The following is a 21,341-nucleotide window of genomic DNA, read 5'->3' on the forward strand; positions in this document are numbered from 1 at the left end:
CCTATGGCTAAACAGAAGAAACACCCCACAGGGACAATCGCGCAAAACAAAAAGGCGCGACACGATTACTTCATCGAACACAAGTTCGAGGCTGGTCTGGTCCTGGCCGGTTGGGAAGTAAAGAGTTTGCGGGCGAGCAAGCTGCAACTGGTCGACAGTTACGTGCTGCTAAAGGATGGCGAGGCCTGGCTGCTCGGCAGTCACATCACGCCATTGACGACCGCCAGCACCCACGTCATCGCTGATCCGACCCGCACGCGCAAGCTGCTGCTCAACCGGCGCGAGCTGGATAAGCTGACCGCTTCCGTGCAGCAGAAGGGTTACGCCTGCGTGTGCCTGTCCTGGTACTGGAGCAAGCACATGGTCAAGTGCGAAATCGCTCTGGGCAAGGGCAAGAAGGAATACGACAAGCGCGATACCGAGCGCGAGCGCGACGCCGGGCGTGAGTTGCAGCGCGCCGTGCGGAACAAGGGCAAGGAAGATTAATCTTTCCCCTTGATTCCCCATTCGCGGGCAAGCCTCGCTCCTACAGGTTCAACGTAATCCTGTAGGAGCGAGGCTCGCCCGCGAAGAAATCAATACAAATCCCTCTGGCTACATCCCCTTGCGCCGCTCCGCCCGAGCCACGCGCTGCACTTCCTGACGCACCTCTTCCAGCACTTCCTGCACATACAAAATGTGCCGGCTGGACACTTCCCGCGCCTGTTCCGCCCGACCTTCAACGATCGCCAGATACAACTCACGATGCTGGGTGATCAGCATGTCGCGAGTCTCTGTACGCTGCTTGTACATGCCACCAATGTTGGTCACCACATTGCGCTTGAGCAGATCGAACAAACCCCGAATGGTATGCAGCAGCACCGCGTTGTGACTGGCTTCGGCAATCGCCAGATGAAACCTCGCGTCCGCCGCCCCCTCTTCCGCCCGACTGACTTCATCGTGACGCGAGTAGCAGTCCTGCAGCTCGTTGAACGCCGCGGTCAGCCGATCGCGATCGACATCCGTGGCGCGCATCGCCGCGTAATAGGCGCATGACGCCTCCAGCGTGTGACGGAACTCCAAGAGATCGCGTTGAGCCTCGGGATTGCTTTCCAGCAATAACAGCAACGGATCGCTGAACGTTGTGCCCAGGGATTCCACCACATAATTCCCGCCACCCTGGCGACTGACCAACAACCCCTTGGCCACGAGTTTCTGAATGGCTTCGCGCAATGAAGGTCGCGACACGCCGAACTGCTCGGCCAAGGCGCGCTCGGCAGGCAGGCGCTCACCCGCCTTCAGCGTACCCTCAAGGATCATGCCCTCCAGCTGCTCGACAATATCGTCAGACAAACGGCGCTGACGAATCTGATCAAAGCCCATAACTCGATTTCTCCACCATCCGACGACACGCCGGGGCTCTATTCTGGCCTATCCCCAAGGCATCGGCACCTGTCAGTTGGCATTTAGCCACCCGGATCAGACGACCTGAACAATCAGGTATTCGACAAAAGTTTTAGGGCGGCAAATTGACACACCGCCTACAAGGCTTTTACCCTAGCCAACAGCGATTGTAAATTGGTATTACCAATTATCCAAGCACGCTAAGCAGTGCCTGACCAACAACAATTAGGGGCCACCCCATATGCAAACCTGGCAACAGCTCTACAGCCCGCTCGGCAGCCTTGGCTTATCCGCGCTCGCAGCCGTCATTCCCATCGTATTTTTCTTCCTGGCCCTGGCCGTGTTCCGACTCAAAGGACACGTCGCGGGCAGCATCACCCTGGCGTTGTCGATCCTGGTCGCGATCTTTGCGTTCCAGATGCCGGTGGACATGGCCTTCGCCGCCGCCGGATACGGTTTCGCCTACGGCCTTTGGCCGATCGCCTGGATCATCGTGGCAGCGGTTTTCCTCTACAAACTGACGGTCAAGAGCGGCCAGTTCGAAGTGATCCGCAGCTCGGTGCTGTCGATTACCGATGACCAGCGCCTGCAAGTGCTGCTGATCGGCTTCTGCTTCGGTGCGTTCCTGGAAGGTGCCGCCGGCTTCGGTGCGCCAGTGGCGATTACCGCCGCGCTGCTGGTCGGCCTGGGCTTCAACCCGCTGTACGCCGCCGGCCTGTGCCTGATTGCGAACACCGCTCCGGTCGCGTTCGGCGCTCTGGGGATCCCGATCATCGTCGCAGGTCAGGTAACCGGCATCGACGCGTTCAAGATCGGCGCCATGACCGGCCGCCAGTTGCCGCTGCTGTCGCTGTTCGTACCGTTCTGGCTGGTGTTCATGATGGACGGCCTGCGTGGCGTGCGTGAAACATGGCCGGCAGCGCTGGTCGCTGGCCTGAGCTTCGCCATCACCCAATACTTCACCTCGAACTTCATCGGACCGGAACTGCCGGACATCACCTCGGCCCTGGCCAGCCTGATCTCCCTGACCTTGTTCCTGAAAGTCTGGCAACCGAAACGTGCAGCCGGCCAGCACATCGTCGGTGCCGTCTCGGCTTCCGTGGTCAGCGAAAGCGCCGGTGGTTTCGGTCAGAAACGCACCACCGCGGCTTCGCCTTACACCCTGGGCGAAATCGTCAAGGCCTGGTCGCCGTTCCTGATCCTCACCGTGCTCGTCACTATCTGGACCCTGAAACCGTTCAAGGCGATGTTCGCCGCCGGCGGCTCGATGTACAGCTGGGTATTCAACTTCGCCATTCCGCACCTTGATCAACTGGTGATCAAGACTGCACCGATCGTAGCCGCGCCGACCGCCATTCCGGCGGTGTTCAAGCTCGACCCGATCTCGGCCACCGGTACGGCGATTTTCTTCTCCGCATTGATTTCGATGCTGGTTCTGAAAATCAACGTCAAAACTGGTCTGACCACTTTTAAAGAAACCATCTACGAACTGCGCTGGCCGATTCTGTCGATCGGCATGGTGTTGGCCTTCGCCTTCGTCACCAACTACTCGGGCATGTCTTCGACCATGGCCCTGGTACTGGCCGGCACTGGCGCAGCTTTCCCGTTCTTCTCGCCGTTCCTCGGCTGGCTGGGCGTATTCCTGACCGGTTCCGATACCTCGTCGAACGCGCTGTTCAGTTCGCTGCAAGCCACCACCGCACACCAGATCGGCGTCAACGACACCTTGCTGGTGGCGGCAAACACCAGCGGCGGCGTGACCGGCAAGATGATCTCCCCGCAATCGATCGCCGTGGCTTGCGCCGCGACCGGTCTGGTGGGCAAGGAATCGGATCTGTTCCGCTTCACCCTCAAGCACAGTCTGTTCTTCGCAACGATTGTGGGCTTGATCACCCTGGCACAGGCCTACTGGTTCACCGGCATGCTGGTGCACTGAGTCCTACAGCCAATCTGAAAAAAACCGACGCCGGACCACGACTCCGGCGTCAGCTATTCACAACCCGGTCTGTAAGGCTGCTGAAAGCGTGCATCTCTATATTCAGCAGCCTCAACGGACGGACAACCGGGACCACCCGGAGACACGCCTGATGAGCGAGCTTTTTTACAACGCGGTGCCGAATGTGACCCGCGTCGCCCCGCCACTGCCCGAGCCTCGGCAATACCCCAGCGAGAAACCGCAACGGGTGTACCTGTTCGGGACCTGCGTAGTGGATCTGTTCTACCCCGAAGCCGGCATGGACGCGATCCACCTGCTGGAGCGCGAAGGCATCCGTGTCGAATACCCGCAAGGGCAAAGCTGCTGCGGACAACCGGCCTACACCTCGGGTTACACCGATCAGGCGCGGACCGTGGCGCGCTCGCAACTGGCGCTGTTCGCCGGGGATTATCCGGTGGTGGTTCCGTCGGGTTCTTGCGCCGGCATGTTGCGCGAGCATTATGCCGACCTGTTCAAGGACGAGCCGGAGACGTTGAAGCAGGTTCAGGCCCTGGCGGCCAGAACTTATGAACTCGCCGAGTTTCTGCTGTTTGTCTGCAAGGTGCAGCTCAAGGACAGCGGCGAACCGGTAAAAGTGGCGCTGCACACCTCGTGCTCGGCACGCCGTGAAATGAACACCCACCTGCACGGTCGCGAGCTGTTGTCGCAACTGAGCAACGTGGAACGGGTCAACCATGACCACGAAAGCGAATGCTGTGGCTTCGGTGGGACTTTTAGCGTCCGTATGCCAGACATTTCCGGAGCGATGGTGGCCGACAAGACTCGATCGCTGAAGGAATCCGGCGCGCACAAGGTCCTGAGTGCCGACTGCGGCTGCCTGATGAACATCAACGGCTCGCTGGAGAAACAGAAGGAAGCATTGCGCGGCCAACACCTGGCCAGCTTCCTCTGGCAACGAACCGGAGGCGCGCAATGAACGCTTCCGCGATTATTCCTACGGTCGCCGTAGAAGAAGACTTCCGCACCCGCGCACATGGCGCGCTGGGTGATGCGCAATTGCGAAACAACTTTCGCAAGGCGATGGATTCACTGATGACCAAACGGGCAACCGCTTTTGGCGATGCCCATGAACGCGAACATCTACGCGCGCTGGGCAATGCGGTCCGCGCCCGAGCTTTATCCAAGCTGCCCGACCTGCTCGAGCAACTTGAACAGAACCTGACCCGCAACGGTGTGAAAGTGCACTGGGCGGAAACGGTGGACGAGGCCAATGGCATCGTCCTTTCGATCATCCGCGCTCACGAGGGGCGGCAAGTGATCAAGGGCAAATCGATGGTCAGCGAAGAGATGGAGATGAACCATGTCCTCGCTGAACAGGGCATTGAATGTCTGGAATCGGACATGGGCGAGTACATCGTCCAGCTCGACCACGAGAAGCCTTCACACATAATCATGCCGGCGATCCACAAGAATGCCGGTCAGGTCGCGTCCTTGTTCCACGACAAACTTGGCGTGGAATACACCAAGGACGTTGACCAGCTCATTCAGATCGGTCGCAGGGTCCTGCGGCAGAAATTCTTCGAAGCGGACATCGGCGTTTCCGGCGTCAACTTCGCCGTGGCCGAAACCGGCACCCTGCTGCTGGTGGAAAACGAAGGCAACGGCCGCATGACCACCACCGTGCCGCCGGTGCACATCGCCGTCACCGGCATCGAAAAAGTCGTGGAGAACCTGCGCGACGTGGTGCCGCTGCTGTCGCTGCTGACCCGTTCGGCCCTGGGCATTCCGATCACCACCTACGTCAACATGATTTCCGGCCCGCGCAAGGAGCACGAGTTCGACGGCCCGCAGGAAGTGCATCTGGTCCTCCTGGACAACGGTCGCAGCCAGGCTTTTGCCGACAGCGAACTACGCCAGAGCCTGAACTGCATCCGCTGCGGCGCCTGTATGAATCATTGCCCGGTCTATACCCGAATCGGCGGCCACGCCTATGGGGAGGTTTACCCCGGCCCTATCGGAAAAATCATCACCCCGCACATGGTCGGCCTGGCGAAGGTTCCGGATCATCCGAGCGCTTCCTCGTTGTGTGGGGCCTGCGGTGAAGTGTGCCCGGTGAAAATCCCGATCCCTTCGCTGCTGCGGCGCTTGCGTGAAGAGAACGTCAAGGCACCGGAAAGTCCTCAAAAAGTAATGCGCGGCCAAGGCAGCAAATACTCGCGCAAAGAGCGGTTCATCTGGAACGCCTGGGCTCGCCTCAACAGTTCGCCGACCCTGTATCGCCTGTTCGCGCTCGCTGCCACGCGCCTGCGCGCACTCACGCCGAGCAACGTCGGCCCGTGGACGCAAAACCACAGCGCACCAAAACCCGCCGCTCGTTCACTGCACGACATGGCTCGCGAGCATCTGGCCAAACAGGGAGATCGTTGATGAGCGCCAAGCAAAATATCCTCGGCAAATTGCGTAAAAGTCTGACAGGCACCACGCCGGTGCCTGACAACTTCGATGTTGATCTGGTGACCGCGCCTTACACCTACGCGCCGGATCAACGCATCCCGCAACTGCGCAAATTGATGGAAGCGGTGCACACGGAAATCCATCTGACGTCCCTTGAAACGTGGCCGGCGTTGCTGGGCAAACTGCTGCAGGAACGTCAGCTGCCAAGCCTGTTGATCGCACCGACGACAGCGCATGGTCAACAGATCTCACAGCATTGGGCGAACAATCCGACCCTGCCTACACTCAAGGCCTACAACCGCCCGATGGAAGAGTGGAAAGCCGAATTGTTCAATGACACCCCGGCGAGCCTGACTGGCACTCTGGGCGCGATTGCCGCCACCGGTAGCCTCATTATCTGGCCGACGCGGGAAGAACCGCGCCTGATGAGCCTGGCGCCGACGGTGCATTTCGCCCTGCTCAAGGCCAGCGAAATCCGCGATAACTTCTATCAGGTGCAGCAGGAATTCGAATGGCCCCAGGGCATGCCGACCAACGCGTTGCTGGTGTCCGGCCCGTCGAAGACCGCCGACATCGAACAAGTGTTGGCCTACGGCGCCCACGGCCCGAAAGATCTGGTGGTGTTGATTCTGGAGGACCAATGAGTCTACCGGCCGCTTTCCTGCGCGATGCGCAGCAACTGATTCCCCGGGAGCGTCGATTCGACGACCCGTTGTCGACCCTGGCCTTCGGCACCGACGCCAGCTTCTATCGCCTGATTCCGCAGTTAGTTGTGCGCGTCGAGTCCGAAGATGAAGTGGTGGCGCTGCTGAAACTGGCGCAGCGCGATCAGGTCCCGGTGACCTTCCGCGCCGCCGGCACCAGCCTGTCCGGCCAGGCCATCAGCGATTCGGTGCTGATCGTCCTTGGGGATAACTGGAACGGTCGCGAGATCCGCGGCCAGGGCACGCAAATCCGCCTGCAACCGGGCGTGATCGGCGCTCAGGCCAACGCCTGGCTCGCGCCGTTCGGACGCAAGATCGGTCCGGACCCGGCGTCGATCAACGCCTGCAAGATCGGCGGCATCGTCGCCAACAATGCCAGCGGCATGTGCTGCGGCACCGCGCAAAATACCTATCACACCCTGGCCGGCATCCGTCTGGTGCTGGCCGATGGCAGTCGCCTGGACACCGAAGACGCCGCCAGCGTCGCCGCGTTCCGACAAAGCCATGGCGAGCTGCTGGAGCGCCTGGCAACCCTGGGACGCGAGACCCGCGCCAACACCGATCTGGCCGCAAGAATCCGCCACAAGTACCGTCTGAAAAATACCACCGGCCTGTCACTCAACGCCCTGGTGGATTACGACGAGCCTGTGGATATCTTGAGCCACCTGCTGGTGGGATCCGAAGGCACCCTGGGCTTTATCAGCGCAGTGACCTACGACACGGTGATCGATCATCCGAACAAGGCCTCGGCGCTGATCGTCTTCCCGAACGTGGAGACCTGCTGCAACGCGGTCACGGTGCTGAAAAGCCAACCGGTCTCGGCCGTGGAACTGCTCGACCGCCGCAGCCTGCGCTCGGTGCAGAACAAACCTGGCATGCCCGCTTTCGTACAGCACCTGTCGAACAATGCCTGCGCCCTGCTCATCGAATCCCGCGCCGCATCATCCACTTTGCTGCAGGAACAACTGGCGCAGATCATGGCGTCCCTGGCGTCGTTTCCGGTGGAGAAGCAGGTCGACTTCACCGAAGACCCGCTGGAAAACGCCCGCCTCTGGGCGATCCGCAAGGACACCTTCCCCGCCGTCGGCGCGGTGCGCAAGACCGGCACCACGGTGATCATCGAGGACGTGACTTTTCCGGTGGAACAACTGGCCATCGGCGTGAATCGCCTGATCGAGTTGTTCGACAAACATCACTACGACGAAGCGATCCTTTTCGGACACGCCCTGGAAGGCAATCTGCACTTCGTCTTCACCCAAGGCTTCAACAGCCCGGAAGAAGTCGCACGCTACCAGGCGTTCATGGACGACGTGGCACAACTGGTCGCTGTGGAATTTGGCGGTTCGCTCAAGGCCGAACACGGCACCGGGCGCAACATGGCGCCCTTCGTCGAACTGGAATGGGGCAGCGATGCCTACCAGTTGATGTGGCAGCTCAAGCGCCTGCTCGACCCCAACGGCATTCTCAATCCGGATGTGGTGCTCAGCGAAGACCCGCAGATTCACCTCAAACATCTCAAGCCTTTGCCGGCGGCCGACGAGATTGTGGATAAGTGCATCGAGTGCGGCTTCTGCGAACCGGTCTGCCCGTCGAAAGGCCTGACCCTGAGCCCGCGTCAGCGCATCGTGATCTGGCGGGATATTCAGGCCAGGAAACGTGCCGGGATCGACACCCGCGAACTCGAAGCGGCTTACGAATACCAGGGCATCGACACCTGCGCCGCGACCGGGCTCTGTGCACAGCGCTGCCCGGTAGGCATCAATACCGGCGACCTGGTGAAAAAGCTGCGCGGCCAGCACGCCAGTCATAGGAAAGCGGCTAACTGGCTTGAAGGAAATTTCGCCACCGCCCTGCAAGGCGCACGCTTCACCCTTCATGTCGCCAACGGCGCGCGGATGCTGCTGGGAGCGCCACGACTCACCCGACTTTCTGCAACAGTGACTCGCCTGTCCAAAGGGCAAATCCCCCAATGGACCAACGCCATGCCGCAGCCGGAACGGGCGATCCGTTTCAGTCCTGCAGTGACAGACGAGCGTCCGCGAGTGGTGTACCTGGCTGCGTGCGTTTCACGGGCCATGGGACCGGCGGCTGGCGACAAGGAGCAAATGTCGCTGCACGACAAGACCCGCAGCCTGCTGGAAAAAGCCGGCTATCAGGTCGTGTTCCCGGAGAATCTGGACAGCCTGTGCTGCGGTCAGCCGTTCGCCTCCAAGGGCTACGCCCAGCAGGCCGAGCACAAGCGTCAGGAGCTGATCGGCGCCCTGCTTCATGCCAGTCGCGGCGGGCTCGACCCGATCTATTGCGATACCAGCCCCTGCACACTGCGACTGACTCAGGACCTGGGCGATGTGCGTCTCGATCTCTACGACCCGGTGCGTTTCATCCGCACCCATCTGATGGATCGGCTGGACTTCACGCCGCAGGACACGCCCATCGCGGTGCACGTCACCTGCAGCACCCAGCACCTGGGCGAGAGCCAGGCGCTGATAGACCTGGCGCGCAAGTGCAGCAACAACGTGGTCATCCCCGAAGGCATTCACTGCTGCGGGTTTGCCGGCGACAAAGGCTTCACCACACCGGAGCTCAACGCGCATTCGCTGCGAACCCTGAAAAACGCGGTGCAGTACTGCGAAGAAGGCATCTCCACCAGCCGCACCTGCGAAATCGGCCTCAGCCAGCATGGCGGGATCGACTACCACAGCCTGGTCTACCTCGTAGACCGCGTCACCCAACCCCGCACGCCCTGAAAACGCAAACCCTGTAGGAGCGAGCATGCTCGCGATGGTCGCCAACGATAACGCTGGCAGCCTGACACCCCGTGGTGCCCCGTCCTACATCGCGAGCATGCTCGCTCCTACAGGCCCCGCAATAATGCAAAAAAAAACCGAATTCCTACCGACAGCTATAGTCATTTAGCTAAGCCCGCGAAAGGGCTTATAACCGCCTCGGCCAGCGGCCCCGCATTACCGGCAGCACCGAGCCCTCATGCGCAAGGAGATACCCATGAAGCACTCTGCAATTGCTGGATTGTTTATCACTGCGGCACTGCTGGCATCACCCGCGTTTGCGGCCGACAAAGATCTGTGTGCGGCGAACATTCAACAGATAAGCGACTTCGTGGACAGCGCACCGTCCATTCCTGAAAGCTCCCTGAATAACGTCAAGGACGCACTGGCCAAATCCAAAGCCTCTCAGGCGGCCGGCAACGACAAGGATTGCGTGGAAATCACCTCCGGCATGATCACCAAGATGCAGATTCGCAACCCTACCCGGAACTGACATTCGTGCCAGGCCAACCTTCGGGTTGGCCTTCCGGGCGACATTGCCGTAGACTACGCAGGCTTGTTGCTCATTTGATTCACGAGCAATGAGTTCGGGGCCGTTTAGGATTCGACGCCGGTCGCGAAACTTTAGGTGCATGCCGAGTTGGTAACAGAACTCGTAAATCCACTGTTGCAACTACTTATAGTTGCCAATGACGAAAACTACGGCCGGGAATTCGCTATCGCTGCGTAAGCAGCCTTAGACCCCGAGCTTCTGGTACCTTCGGGTCCAGCAATCATCAGGGGATGTCTGTAAACCCGAAATGATTGTCATATAGAACAGAATCGCCGTGCAGTACGTTGTGGACGAAGCGGCTAAAACTTACACAACTCGCCCAAAGCACCCTGCCCGTCGGGTCGCTGAGGGTTAACTTAATAGACACGGCTACGCATGTAGTACCGACAGCGGAGTACTGGCGGACGGGGGTTCAAATCCCCCCGGCTCCACCAAATGATCAAAAAAAGACGTCCACGGACGTCTTTTTTTGTGCCTGACATCCAGTAAAGCCGGGGACTTTAGCGATTACCGAACCGCACGACTAATCATCGAGCGCTTACGACGCCCTCAATCATGGATCTGCGAAACCCACCAAATGATAGCGTCGCGCCACTGCAATTGAGCCGACAAAAATCAGGCATTCCGCCTTGTGCCAGATATGCTCTGCAAAGAGGAAACTGGTAGGATACGGCTCTTCGGAGGCAGGTCTATCATTCCTCAAATCCAACGCCATATGTGTGCAATCCGCCAATCTCGCTCCCCGGTTAGTACGTTAGCTCTGGATCTTATGCCTTGTAGCAGGGACCTCGGGATGGTTTTTCAATGTAAAACTCAGCCTTAAGGGCATGGAGAGAGGTCTTGAAGGAGATGGGAATCCCCAGTGCTACAGCCTCCGCAACCGTTGACCGGGAGCCATGCGAAACCCTCCTTCCCTTGAAAGCAAAAGAATCCGGGCCGGAGTTCATGACGAAGAAACTCGATTTTCCCCCTTTACCAAATTTGAGTACTCCCCTGGCCTTCGCAGACCTCTTTGCAGGATGTGGCGGTCTATCTCTTGGACTATCACTGGCGGGTTTGAAAGGCATCTTTGCTGTCGAACGCGACGCCATGGCTTTTTCAACTCTTTCTGCGAATTTACTTGAAGCAAGGAAAGTACCGGTTGGACAATTTTCCTGGCCATCCTGGCTAGAAAAGAAAGCTTGGCCTATCGATGAACTCCTGAAAGAGCATCCCCTGAAGCTTTCCAAACTCAAGGGTTCGGTACAGATTCTCGCGGGTGGCCCCCCTTGCCAAGGTTTTAGCTTCTCGGGAAAACGCCAAGAGTCCGACCCTCGTAACCAGTTGTTCGAGAAGTATGTAGAGATGGTCGAGATCTTGTGCCCTTCGGCCCTTGTTCTCGAGAATGTACCAGGCATGAAGGTTGCGCACGCCACGAAGACATGGAAGCAACTCGGTATTCTGGTTAAGCCTCAATCCTACTATGAAAAACTGGCGCAGAAACTCGATGAGATTGGTTATGACGTCCTCGGCCGCATCGTTGATTCATCACGTTTTGGGGTTCCCCAGAAACGATCCCGCTTGATAGTCATTGGGATTCGAAAGGATCTAGCCTGCCATCTAGAAGGTGGCGTTAGCAGAGCTTTCGAAATGCTCGAGGAGGCAAGACTCAGTCAGCTACAGGAGTTTGACCTTCAGGACGTGGTCACGGCTAAGGATGCCATTTCAGATCTGGAGACCGTTGGGGTTGATAAAAAGCCATGCACCGATCCCTTTTCGCCCCCTGGATTCTCTGAGATTGTTTATGCAGGGCCCCGGACAAAATTTCAAACGTTAATGCACAACGGATGCGATGAGGCAGTGGACAGTCTTCGCCTCGCAAGACATAGGCCAGAGGTAAAAGACAGATTCGCTCGAATCATCGCGGACCAGGAGTGTGCCAAGGGTGTTCACATGAATGCCGCGTTGCGCGAAAAATACGGTCTTAAGAAACACCGTATTTGTCCAATGCAAGCAACTGCACCAGCCCCGACCATAACAACGCTGCCCGACGATGTGCTCCACTACAGTGAACCCCGAATCCTCACGGTTCGCGAGTCGGCACGGCTGCAGACCTTTCCTGATTGGTTCCAATTCCGAGGCAAGTTCACGACCGGAGGAAGTCAACGAACCAAGGAGTGCCCTCGCTATACGCAGGTTGGCAATGCGGTTCCTCCTTATCTTGCACGAGCTATAGGCATAGCCATAGTGGCGACTGTGCAGGAAGCTGTTGGTCTAGCTGTTCAGCGGGAAGGCCTAAAGCAAAAAGAAAAAATGATTGCTATCGCTTGAACATAGAGGACAAGGAAATATGGATAGCTCCAAACAGGAAGGAGCGCGCTATCCCGCCGCGCTTGTCGATTGGGCAGGTCATCACTCCGGCGGAGTAAAGCGACTACTAGATAAGAATAGCGGCCAACCAAACAAGCGATTGTTACAAACGAACCTCCTGACCCGCCTTCGTAGCTGGGCCTACATGCTCGCGGATGCCAAGGCCGAGGTCCCTCGAGTAGTTCTGCTGGTTGGAGGACCGGGCAACGGGAAAACCGAAGCGATCGAGTCCACCATCCGATGGCTAGATGAGAGCCTCGGTTGTGATGAACGCCTGATCGAAGAGCTATCGAAGGCTTTTCATCCACCCGCTGGAATTGCCGTCCCACGACTAGTAAAGGTAGATGCTGGCAAGCTTGCGAGAAGGGACAGTGACCTAGATCTGGACATTGTTCAGGATGCCTCCGCTACAGCCGGGCACGAAGGAAAATCAGCTCCCGCCCTTCTAATCGAGGAGCTCGGCCGGGTACTTGAAGGATCTAGATCCCAAGCCTATTTGTGCTGCGTCAACCGCGGAGTACTTGACGATGCGTTGATCTATGCCCTAGAAAATGGACTCGAGCAAGCACGAATCCTTCTCGAAGCAATAACCAGAGCTGTCAGCCTGGTGTACAACGCGCCGTCGTGCTGGCCTCTGGAGGGTTTCCCATCGATAGCCGTTTGGCCGATGGACGCAGAGTCACTACTCGTAAAGCCAGACAGCGAGCCCACGTCACCTGGAGCAATTCTCCTCGGCCAAGCAACAGCGCCGGAATGCTGGCCTTCCGAGGGTACTTGTCCAGCGGGGGACGGATGTCCATTCTGCACCAGCCAAGCACTACTATCACGCGATGAACACCAGGCAGCCCTGCTACAAATCCTGCGCTGGTACGAGCTCGCCAGCGGCAAGCGGTGGAGCTTTCGAGACCTCTTCTCGCTTGTATCCTACTTGCTGGCCGGACACCACCCGGCTGACCACAGCCAAACCCGGCAACTGCAGCAATCCACTCCTTGCGAGTGGGCGGCTAACCTCATTGAACTCGACCAAAAAACAATGGGCGCCAAGAAGCCGAGCAGGCAGGCGCTCACCGCAATCTTCCACATCGTCGCGTCCAGCTACCAGCAAGCCCTCTTCCATCGCTGGGACAGGGATAGCGCAGCCTCGTTGAAGCAAGACCTCAAGGAGTTGGGCTTAGAGAAGCAATACGAACGTGAGGAAAACCGCACTCTAAATGGCCTTAACCATTTCCTTCAGGAACGCAAGGCTCCCTACCTCCCTGCAACGATCGCCCCCTTACTCGAAAGTCTCGTGGACTTTTTGGACCCTGCCCTGGCAAGTCCAGAAAACGAGGTCGCGGTAAGCAGTCGTAGCAAGATCATTTTAGGGGAGCTGGATATCAGGTTCAGCCGATCACTTGCTGGCGGCATTGAATTCATCCGCAAATACCAAGCGCTTTCTGCGACTGAACTTGAGTTGCTCAAGCGACTTTCCGCGGCCGACACCATGCTTTCGTTGCCAGCAATCCGACGCAAGAAGCCCACGGCGGCGAGCCGTATTCAGCGCATGCTGCGTGACTTCGCATGCAGGTTAGTAAGGCGCAGTATCTGTACCCGCTCCGCTGTCGTAGCGGATGCCGCAATACTCAAGTCCTTCCAGCAGGTCGTTGAAGATGACGAGAAAAGGCAACATCTTTTCGAGATTGCGCGACAGGTGAAGGATCTTCTCAACAATGGCAAGGACTTCGAGGTTTCGCTGACGACAACCTTCGGTCAACCCCTACCGCCTCGACAGCGGCAGGCAACCCTAGTTGTGGAACCACGAAAAGTCAGAATCTTGCCTCCAACACTGAAGAACCGACCTCGATCGCCAATATGTTTTCTCGAGGTGGGTACCGGCAGTTCGGCACAGCCCATTGCCTTGACCTATGACTTGTTCAAGGCAGTGAAGGAACTGGAGCGAGGCTTGTCGCCAGCGTCACTGCCCCGTACGGTCGTGGCGTTGCTGGATACCACGAAAGCGCGACTTTCAGGTCCAATCGTCCGCGACGAGGACTCGCTCGATGGCGCCAAGATCCGTATCGGCGCAGATGGTGTAGTAGTGGCCCATTCATGGAATGGCTTCGTGGCGAGCAAGGAGAAAGAGTATGACCCTCGCTGATTTCAAGCAGGCCCCCTGGAGGACTTCCCACCCCAGATACAAGGAATCGGCGCTAGCGATCAGCCCTGCACCTGAATACGCTAACTCCGAGGTGCTACTTGCCTCGCTCTACCGCACCATCGGTTTCCCATCTACCAAGGAAAGTAGCGTCCCACAATCGGGGCGCGATTTGGACAAACGAATCCAGAAGCTTCGCAACAGACCCCTCGCAACACCAACCGGAGGGGTCGTTGACGTGGAGACATGGAACACAGTTCTCCATGGGGTGCTGGAAAGCCCAAAGCTCCCGAACCAGTCGACCAAGCGCTTCCTGCAAGTCACCCCGCTCGTTCCTGGAACAGCACTTTTCTCAGGATCCGCCCGTTTGACTAGCAACTCCTGGCATGCCGGTGGACTTGTTAGACGGATGATCTGGCTAGGCTCCAAGGACGATGAGTCGGCGCTTTCGCTTTGGAAGGACCTTTTCTCGGCATTGAGCGTAGGAGAAAACGACGACATCTTTGCCCGCTGGCTGGATGAGGAAACTGTCGCCTGGGGAAGCAGCTCTGCACCTTGGGAGATGGCAGTGGTCCCAGAGGGGGAAGTGGCGTCACTTGCCATGGGCGATTTCGATTGTATTTCTTTCCTACCTGCGCGCCAGTTCACCAAAGACCTAAAAGCGATCATACAGGCAAAGGATGCCATGACCCGCCGGCAATGGATCAGCCTTCTCGAAGCAGTACTTCGACTGGCGACTGTGTCGCATGTGACCTGGCTGTGCGATGTGCATTACAGGACCTGGGGGTGCCTATGGGCAGCTCTGACCAAAGGGGACGGGCCTGTAGAAGAAAGTGAAGCTAGATTTGCGATGTTTCCGGAGATGTCCCAGTACATGACTTACGGGGGGAAAGCATTTCAAGGGCTCAAGGATAAATTTTCCAGCTACCTCTCCGCGCGACTTGGTACCAATGCGCTCCTCTGGTCGCTCGAACAGGTGGGCGCCCCGTACGAAGGGGATCTTTCCTCCAGCGAGGGAATCGCCAATCTTTGCCAACATATCCACAAACACAAGGATTCTCTTATTGCGCTCGGGGCCAGGGATATCATCCTGGACATACGCGAACGCGAGTCCAGGGCATTGCTGTGCAAGAAAGGCATCGGCTCAAACCTGTTCGAGTTCGCGCGACATGTACTGGGACAACGTCAGGCAGCCGTGCATTTGCTGAGGGGGTACGATCAGGGGTATGTACTCAAGAAGAAAGGTAACAGCCCCTCCAGCCCGTGGGTCGTGTCCCTGGGACCAGTCGCCGTTCTTGCCTTTGTCCACTGCGCTCTTGCAGGTATGGGCGGGCCCCGATCTATCCACCGGTTAGGGCAGCATCTGGCGGCCTATGGCATGGCCGTGGATAGGCATGACATAGCCAAGAACGACTTGGGCTACCAACTCAGAATGCTCGGCCTCGTGCTCGATAGCCCGGATGCCGAAAGCGGCATGCTGCTGCTACCGCCTTTCCCCGCAAGCCTAGCCGTCCGGAACAACAGCTAATGAATAGACTCGCACAATCACTTGCGGCTCTTATCCGCGAGAAAGTCCTGAATGCAACCCAAGGACGCAGTGGTACTAATCTTGAGTCGCGACTGATTTTTCATGGGCCGCCCATCGAGATACTCGAAATTGTCTACGAAGAGTTGGCCCGGGATGGAGGGATACAGGTCCCCGATGGGGAGAATGGAAATTTTGTCACGCTGCCCGTACTGCTGCAGTACCCCTCCAGTCTCGCCCAAGGCCAAAACCCAGAAATTGGGGCCTCTGGCAAGTGCGATGAGAGCCATCTGCTGCATATTCGCAACGATCCTAACTGTCCTAGTTTCGTGGCGCTCGTACCCCCTGGGCAGCACAACAACAAATCGGTTTCGTCAACGACCGACGAGTTCGGCATGAGCGCTACCACCAGCATGGGCCACGCGTCCTTTGACACCTGGTGGGATGACGGCTTCGTCCAGCGAGTAGTTACCAGTGGCCTGCAGAACGCTGGGATTCAGGAGCTTGACGATGCTAGACAGCTAGTCCAGAAGTCTGCTTCGTCCTTAGATGACGTAGACACTAACGAAGGCATCCGCAACGCAGCTTGGCGCCTGCTATCACGCATCTACTCGATAGGTGCTAATTCGACAGGACTACCGCCGGGAACTGCACTCGCACTGGCTTGTGGTATCCCACCAATGCAAGACGGCGGCATCTCACCCAAGGCGCAACTCGGCATTCTGGAGAGAGTTGCATACGAGCTTGCCGATGGTTTCAAAACAGGCATCGAACGCCTGCTTCAAGGAACCGCGGACGAAACAGGACGAGCCCTTCGCGGACTCCTTGCTCACTTGCAAGCAAATTGCGAGGTACCTACCGCCTTTGAGCGTGCCACGGAGGCCTTCTACCTGCCAGAAGACACCCTCCGGATCGAGCCCCCGCCTTCATGGTGGACAATATTGACGGCGGAACTATGGTCCGACCTCATTCTTGAAGAGCAAGAAGAGACAGCAGGCGACCTCTCCATCCAGTGCAGCAACTCCATCATCCCAGCTGGTAAAGGTATGCCTGCGGTGGTAGTAAACGAGGTCGAACTGACCATCTCAGCGGGGGAGGAGCGGCGAGCTGTAACGGTTTCGCTGACGGGGGGATCCTTTGGCAAGGTACCGACCCTGATCGATGTAGAAAATCAAGCCGCACATGAGGACTCATTTCCACCTGCGCATAAGACGCCAATATCCTACAAGGTCACCGCAGCTGGACATAAGACCGCAACGACAAGGGTAATTTCGCTCAATAGCTGGACGCCTGGAATACTAGTGTCTAGCCGTCTTGCGACAAAGTTGTCGCCCCCAAAGAAGCCGCGCAAGACAACTGCGGTAACGGAGTGGGAAACCTCGATGTCGCTGCCCGGCTCTGGGCGCTATGAATTGAGACTACACGCCTCACCGGGAACGAGCATCAGCAGGGCAGAGGGAGTGCCCGACGATGCAACGGAGTTTGAAGAAAGCCGGGCCCCCCTCAAGCTCGAGGAGCTCAAGGACGGAAGCTATCAGGTAGAAATAGAAGCTGATGGCAAGTATCAGCTCGACATAACATTCACGCCGTCGGGCAGGAAGCCAGAGACCTGCCGGGTGTATGTATCCTGCGAGGAAACGAAGGAGGAAGGCTGTCGTAGCGAGTTCGAGCGACTTATCAAGTTGAACCGGAAGCATCTGGAAAAATTCGATGCAAAGGCAGTAGTTCAGCTTGATCGCCATGCCCGATCTTCGAGCTTACAGTCCTGGATCCTAGACGAGCAAAACGTAGAAAAATCGTTTCGTCCCCTTGTGATTGCTGACGACTTTGTTACGCGCTGGGCACCGCCCGATTGGGATTTGCAAAATGGCCCAATCCTGTCGCAAGGTAGGTTCTTGCATGACCCCCGTCCCGGGCTCCAGATGTTCCAGCCGCCACAAGGCTTTATCGAAGCCAGGGTAGAAATCGCACGGTGCATCAGAAGTACTGACGAACAGTCAGGCCTTATAGAGTCGGCTCGGCTGGGGGAATGGCTTAAGTGCGATCCCTCGTTCCGACAGCAGGTAGAGATATACCTTAAGGCATACATGGACTGGCTGGCATCCGATAGGGAAACCGCGTGTTGGGTTGATGCCATCGCGGTTTGCTCCCTAGGAGCCGACGGCCACACGCTTGCGAGGATCCCCGATGCCATCATCCTATCCCCCTTGCATCCCTTGCGGCTCGCCTGGCACTGCCTGGCACAACAGGTTCTGTATGGGGAAGTGTCAGGCGACGACACACGCCCGTGTCCTGCAGCCAGCATCCTCGATCCAGATTGCATCCCCGATCTCCTGACGATGTCGATTCAGGCACCAGGGGGAGTTTCCATGGTCGATTTCCTATCAGTGGAATGCAACTCCGATTACTGGTCCGTACTCTGGAATGGCTCGCAGCTTGGGCAACTCGCCGATAGGTCTCTTCGGCCACCCTTCGACGGTTCATTTGGTCTTACCATCGGTGGGATCGCGAGCGGTTTTAGCCCTGCGCAAGTCGCGCGAGCGCTCGAAGATGTTTCTGACCTACTTGCAGCCAAGCCCGTCCTTAGCCTGGTAGTGTCCAGCGCCGGCGGTACGACCGACGCATGTAACGAAGGGCTTACAAGCTGGTGCACTAGGCGTTTCGGCGATGGCGAAAAAGGAAATCAGGGTCAGGGGATTGGACCGAGGGTGCTGGAGGTGTTCGACATACGACCGGATAGCTCCCAACCTGACCAAGCCACGATCGCGAACTTATCCGAGGACACAAGCAATAGTGTCCGGTGGTTCAACAAGCAACCTCTCGGGACCAAGCCTGACCTAGGAATTGTTGCACAGCTAGACTCCGCGCAGCCGGAATCCACCGAGGTAGGAATGCGCTCCCCACTAGCCATGGGTGGATTGATCAGGCACCGGGTCCGGCGCCAGCTGCACGGAGCCTTCCTTTGCGAATCCAGGCAGGGGTTGCAAATGCCGCCTTCCGGGGAAGAGTTCGCTGACAAGGTATCGGCCTGCATCCTTGCACTGGAGGGCGGATTAGATCGTAAAGTCGGATTACAGTTTGCTCCGAACGTCCATGCAGTATCCAATATGCTCGTAGAAAAGCAGGCTGGATTCGTCGCTGTTTCCTCCTCCGCGATAGATCCTGCTTGTTTCCTCGGTGGCTGGATCGACGGGGCATACCTATGGGATTACGACCTTCCCGCATATTCGCATCGAGCCGGCGATACGAGCGGCTATTACCTATTGTCACAAGTCAAGGAAGCAGACCGCGAAGCCCTGCGGAGAGTCCTATTACCACTGCCCGGCTGCAAAGAGCTCCCAGGGGAACAAGTCGAGCAAATTCTCCTAGAGGTCGCACGAAGGGGCATCCCAACTGTGCGGGGTCTCTCTGGGGATGATACGGGAGCCACTGGTGATCTGGGACTGTTCTTGGCAGTGCGTCTCCTACAGGACCAATTTCGCCTCGAGGGCAACCTGAATAGTCTACTTCCGGTACTCACCGGTTCGGCAGACGACGCATCCCTCGCGATCATCATCCCTATCGACCCATTCCGTGGCTATATGGCCGACTTAGCTCGTTCGCTAGGGAAGGACCGAAAAGATACCTCACTGTCACGTCCCGATTTACTTGTAGTCGGCATCCACGCCAGCGATAGCAAAATACGCTTGCACCTCACACCTATCGAGGTGAAGTACAGGCAAGGCGGCGTCTTCGGGGCAAACGACGCGACCGACGCTCTCGGTCAGGCCAAAGCACTCTCCACCCTTTTTAACTCTATCGAGGAGCGGGCAGGCAAATCCCCAATTTGGCGCCTTGCCTTTCAGCACCTACTGCTTTCCATGGTTGGCTTTGGCTTACGCGTCTATAGCCAACATCATGTTCTGGCCGGCAAAGCAGGTCTCTGGGCTAACTACCATGAGCGCATTGCTGCCGCGATCCTCAGCCCGGTCCCTGCAATCAGCATTGACTCCAGAGGCCGCCTGATCGTAGTGGACGGTTCATCCAATAGCGGCTCGCACGACAAGGATGGCGATGGGTGGTCAGAGACCATCGTAATATCGAACCAAGATGCAGGACGCATCGTTTCCGGCGACGCCCAAGCATTCTATGACTCGGTTCGTGCCCAAGTCCGCGACTGGGAGTTAATTCCCAGCCGGGAAGTTACCGGTACCCACAGTATCAAGCCAGATGTCGAAATAATCACTGCGGTGCCTGGCAAAGCCGTCACAATCCCGGAAAAAAAGCTCCCCTCCCCGATAGAGTCGTCCAGCCCGTATCCAGAGGCGAGTTCCAAGCCTCCTCTGTCCTCTTATGCGATTGCCGAACCAAATGGGCAAGGCGACAAAATAGATAGCGGGATTTTACTTTCCCTAGGAAGCACGGTCGATGGGTTCATGCCCCGCCCATTGGTCCTGAACATTTCGGACACCAGGCTCAATCAGCTGAACATAGGAGTAGTTGGCGATTTAGGTACTGGTAAAACTCAGTTCCTGAAATCACTTATCCTGCAGGTGACAAGAGCGAGCCATGAGAACCGAGGAATAAAGCCGCGATTCCTGATATTTGACTACAAGCGCGACTACAGTACCCCTGACTTCATAGAAGCTACTGGTGCTCGTGTGGTAAAACCTAACCAACTGCCATTAAACCTTTTCGATACCACATCCATGGGCGAGTCCTCAGCCCCCTGGCTGGACAGGTTCCGATTCTTCGCTGACGTACTCGACAAGGTGTACTCAGGCATTGGACCAGTCCAGCGAGACAAGCTCAAGGGAGCGGTCCGAAACGCCTACGAGACCACCAATGCGCAGGGACGCGAACCAACAATCTACGATATCCACGCAGAATACCGCGAACTATTAGCTGGAAAGTCAGACTCCCCGATGGCAATCATCGACGATCTGGTGGACATGGAGGTCTTCACCCGCGTGCCTAACAAAACGGTACCTTTTGACGAGTTTCTCGACGGCATAGTGGTGATATCCCTAGATTCGATGGGACAAGACGATAGGAGCAAGAACATGCTCGTTGCCATTATGCTGAATATGTTCTACGAAAATATGCTCAAAACTCAGAAACGCCCCTTCACCGGTACGGATCCTCAACTAAGGGTGGTAGATTCATACCTCCTCGTGGACGAGGCCGATAACATCATGCGCTATGAGTTTGATGTGCTGCGAAAGCTTTTATTACAGGGCCGAGAGTTCGGCACCGGTGTCATCCTCGCGTCGCAATACCTCAGGCATTTCAAGTCCGGCGCGACTGATTATAGAGAACCGTTACTTACCTGGTTTATACATAAGGTACCCAATGTGACGCCAACCGAGCTGAGCGCTCTGGGGTTCACTTCCGACATAGCTGAACTGTCTGATCGAGTGAAGACGCTACCCAACCATCACTGTCTCTACAAATCATTCGATGTAGCAGGTGACGTCATACGAGGCCTTCCGTTCTACGAGCTTGTAAAGAAAACATAACATAAGTTCGACTTTTCAG

Annotated in this window: 12 protein-coding genes and 1 other RNA gene; 12 read left to right on the plus strand and 1 reads right to left on the minus strand. The window is 57.3% G+C overall.

Annotation, left to right across the window (positions count from 1 at the left end; all coding sequences use genetic code 11):
• Positions 1-3 precede the first annotated feature (3 nt).
• A complete protein-coding gene (gene smpB, locus ACW9JE_RS01085; RefSeq protein ID WP_224536075.1) occupies positions 4-486 on the plus strand; it encodes an SsrA-binding protein SmpB in 483 nt (160 codons plus the stop codon).
• Positions 487-594: 108 nt separating this feature from the next.
• Here smpB and ACW9JE_RS01090 read toward each other — a convergent pair whose 3' ends face one another.
• The gene (locus ACW9JE_RS01090; RefSeq protein WP_457431561.1) at positions 595-1,362 is read right to left on the minus strand and encodes a GntR family transcriptional regulator; all 768 of its coding nucleotides are present in this window, start codon (positions 1,360-1,362) and stop codon (positions 595-597) included.
• Positions 1,363-1,624: 262 nt separating this feature from the next.
• On the opposite strand from ACW9JE_RS01090, the gene ACW9JE_RS01095 reads away from it, so the two are divergent.
• The 11 genes from ACW9JE_RS01095 (at position 1,625) to ACW9JE_RS01145 (ending at position 21,322) form a co-directional block, all read left to right on the plus strand.
• On the plus strand, positions 1,625-3,319 hold the full coding sequence (locus tag ACW9JE_RS01095) for a lactate permease LctP family transporter (RefSeq protein ID WP_457431562.1): 1,695 nt from the start codon (positions 1,625-1,627) through the stop codon (positions 3,317-3,319).
• 151 nt (positions 3,320-3,470) lie between these two features.
• Entirely contained in the window at positions 3,471-4,295 is an 825-nt protein-coding gene (locus tag ACW9JE_RS01100) for a (Fe-S)-binding protein (protein WP_457431563.1), read from the plus strand.
• Positions 4,292-5,746, plus strand: a complete 1,455-nt coding sequence (locus tag ACW9JE_RS01105; RefSeq protein ID WP_457431564.1) for a LutB/LldF family L-lactate oxidation iron-sulfur protein — start codon at positions 4,292-4,294, stop codon at positions 5,744-5,746. Before ACW9JE_RS01100 ends, ACW9JE_RS01105 begins: the two co-directional genes overlap by 4 nt.
• Entirely contained in the window at positions 5,746-6,417 is a 672-nt protein-coding gene (locus ACW9JE_RS01110) for a LutC/YkgG family protein (protein WP_457431565.1), read from the plus strand. Before ACW9JE_RS01105 ends, ACW9JE_RS01110 begins: the two co-directional genes overlap by 1 nt.
• A complete protein-coding gene (locus tag ACW9JE_RS01115; protein ID WP_457431566.1) occupies positions 6,414-9,224 on the plus strand; it encodes an FAD-binding and (Fe-S)-binding domain-containing protein in 2,811 nt (936 codons plus the stop codon). Before ACW9JE_RS01110 ends, ACW9JE_RS01115 begins: the two co-directional genes overlap by 4 nt.
• Positions 9,225-9,480: 256 nt before the next feature.
• Complete coding sequence (locus ACW9JE_RS01120) at positions 9,481-9,756, plus strand: hypothetical protein (RefSeq protein WP_224536062.1); 276 nt, start codon at positions 9,481-9,483, stop codon at positions 9,754-9,756.
• A gap of 96 nt (positions 9,757-9,852) precedes the next feature.
• Positions 9,853-10,250: a transfer-messenger RNA gene (gene ssrA / locus ACW9JE_RS01125) on the plus strand.
• Between the two features lie 415 nt (positions 10,251-10,665).
• A complete protein-coding gene (locus tag ACW9JE_RS01130) occupies positions 10,666-12,126 on the plus strand; it encodes a DNA cytosine methyltransferase (RefSeq protein WP_457431586.1) in 1,461 nt (486 codons plus the stop codon).
• A 19-nt stretch (positions 12,127-12,145) separates the two neighbouring features.
• Entirely contained in the window at positions 12,146-14,302 is a 2,157-nt protein-coding gene (locus ACW9JE_RS01135; RefSeq protein ID WP_457431567.1) for a hypothetical protein, read from the plus strand.
• A complete protein-coding gene (locus tag ACW9JE_RS01140; protein ID WP_457431568.1) occupies positions 14,289-15,827 on the plus strand; it encodes a hypothetical protein in 1,539 nt (512 codons plus the stop codon). Before ACW9JE_RS01135 ends, ACW9JE_RS01140 begins: the two co-directional genes overlap by 14 nt.
• On the plus strand, positions 15,827-21,322 hold the full coding sequence (locus tag ACW9JE_RS01145; RefSeq protein ID WP_457431569.1) for an ATP-binding protein: 5,496 nt from the start codon (positions 15,827-15,829) through the stop codon (positions 21,320-21,322). Before ACW9JE_RS01140 ends, ACW9JE_RS01145 begins: the two co-directional genes overlap by 1 nt.
• The last annotated feature ends 19 nt before the right edge of the window (positions 21,323-21,341 follow it).

It is taken from the genome of Pseudomonas sp. SDO55104_S430 (genome assembly GCF_054070595.1).

Bases quoted from the DNA above. Each gene is read 5' to 3' on its own strand.
- smpB (WP_224536075.1), top strand. From the start codon at position 4: ATGGCTAAACAGAAGAAACACCCCACAGGGACAATCGCGCAAAACAAA.
- ACW9JE_RS01090 (WP_457431561.1), bottom strand. From the start codon at position 1,362: ATGGGCTTTGATCAGATTCGTCAGCGCCGTTTGTCTGACGATATTGTC.
- ACW9JE_RS01095 (WP_457431562.1), top strand. From the start codon at position 1,625: ATGCAAACCTGGCAACAGCTCTACAGCCCGCTCGGCAGCCTTGGCTTA.
- ACW9JE_RS01100 (WP_457431563.1), top strand. From the start codon at position 3,471: ATGAGCGAGCTTTTTTACAACGCGGTGCCGAATGTGACCCGCGTCGCC.
- ACW9JE_RS01105 (WP_457431564.1), top strand. From the start codon at position 4,292: ATGAACGCTTCCGCGATTATTCCTACGGTCGCCGTAGAAGAAGACTTC.
- ACW9JE_RS01110 (WP_457431565.1), top strand. From the start codon at position 5,746: ATGAGCGCCAAGCAAAATATCCTCGGCAAATTGCGTAAAAGTCTGACA.
- ACW9JE_RS01115 (WP_457431566.1), top strand. From the start codon at position 6,414: ATGAGTCTACCGGCCGCTTTCCTGCGCGATGCGCAGCAACTGATTCCC.
- ACW9JE_RS01120 (WP_224536062.1), top strand. From the start codon at position 9,481: ATGAAGCACTCTGCAATTGCTGGATTGTTTATCACTGCGGCACTGCTG.
- ACW9JE_RS01130 (WP_457431586.1), top strand. From the start codon at position 10,666: ATGGGAATCCCCAGTGCTACAGCCTCCGCAACCGTTGACCGGGAGCCA.
- ACW9JE_RS01135 (WP_457431567.1), top strand. From the start codon at position 12,146: ATGGATAGCTCCAAACAGGAAGGAGCGCGCTATCCCGCCGCGCTTGTC.
- ACW9JE_RS01140 (WP_457431568.1), top strand. From the start codon at position 14,289: ATGACCCTCGCTGATTTCAAGCAGGCCCCCTGGAGGACTTCCCACCCC.
- ACW9JE_RS01145 (WP_457431569.1), top strand. From the start codon at position 15,827: ATGAATAGACTCGCACAATCACTTGCGGCTCTTATCCGCGAGAAAGTC.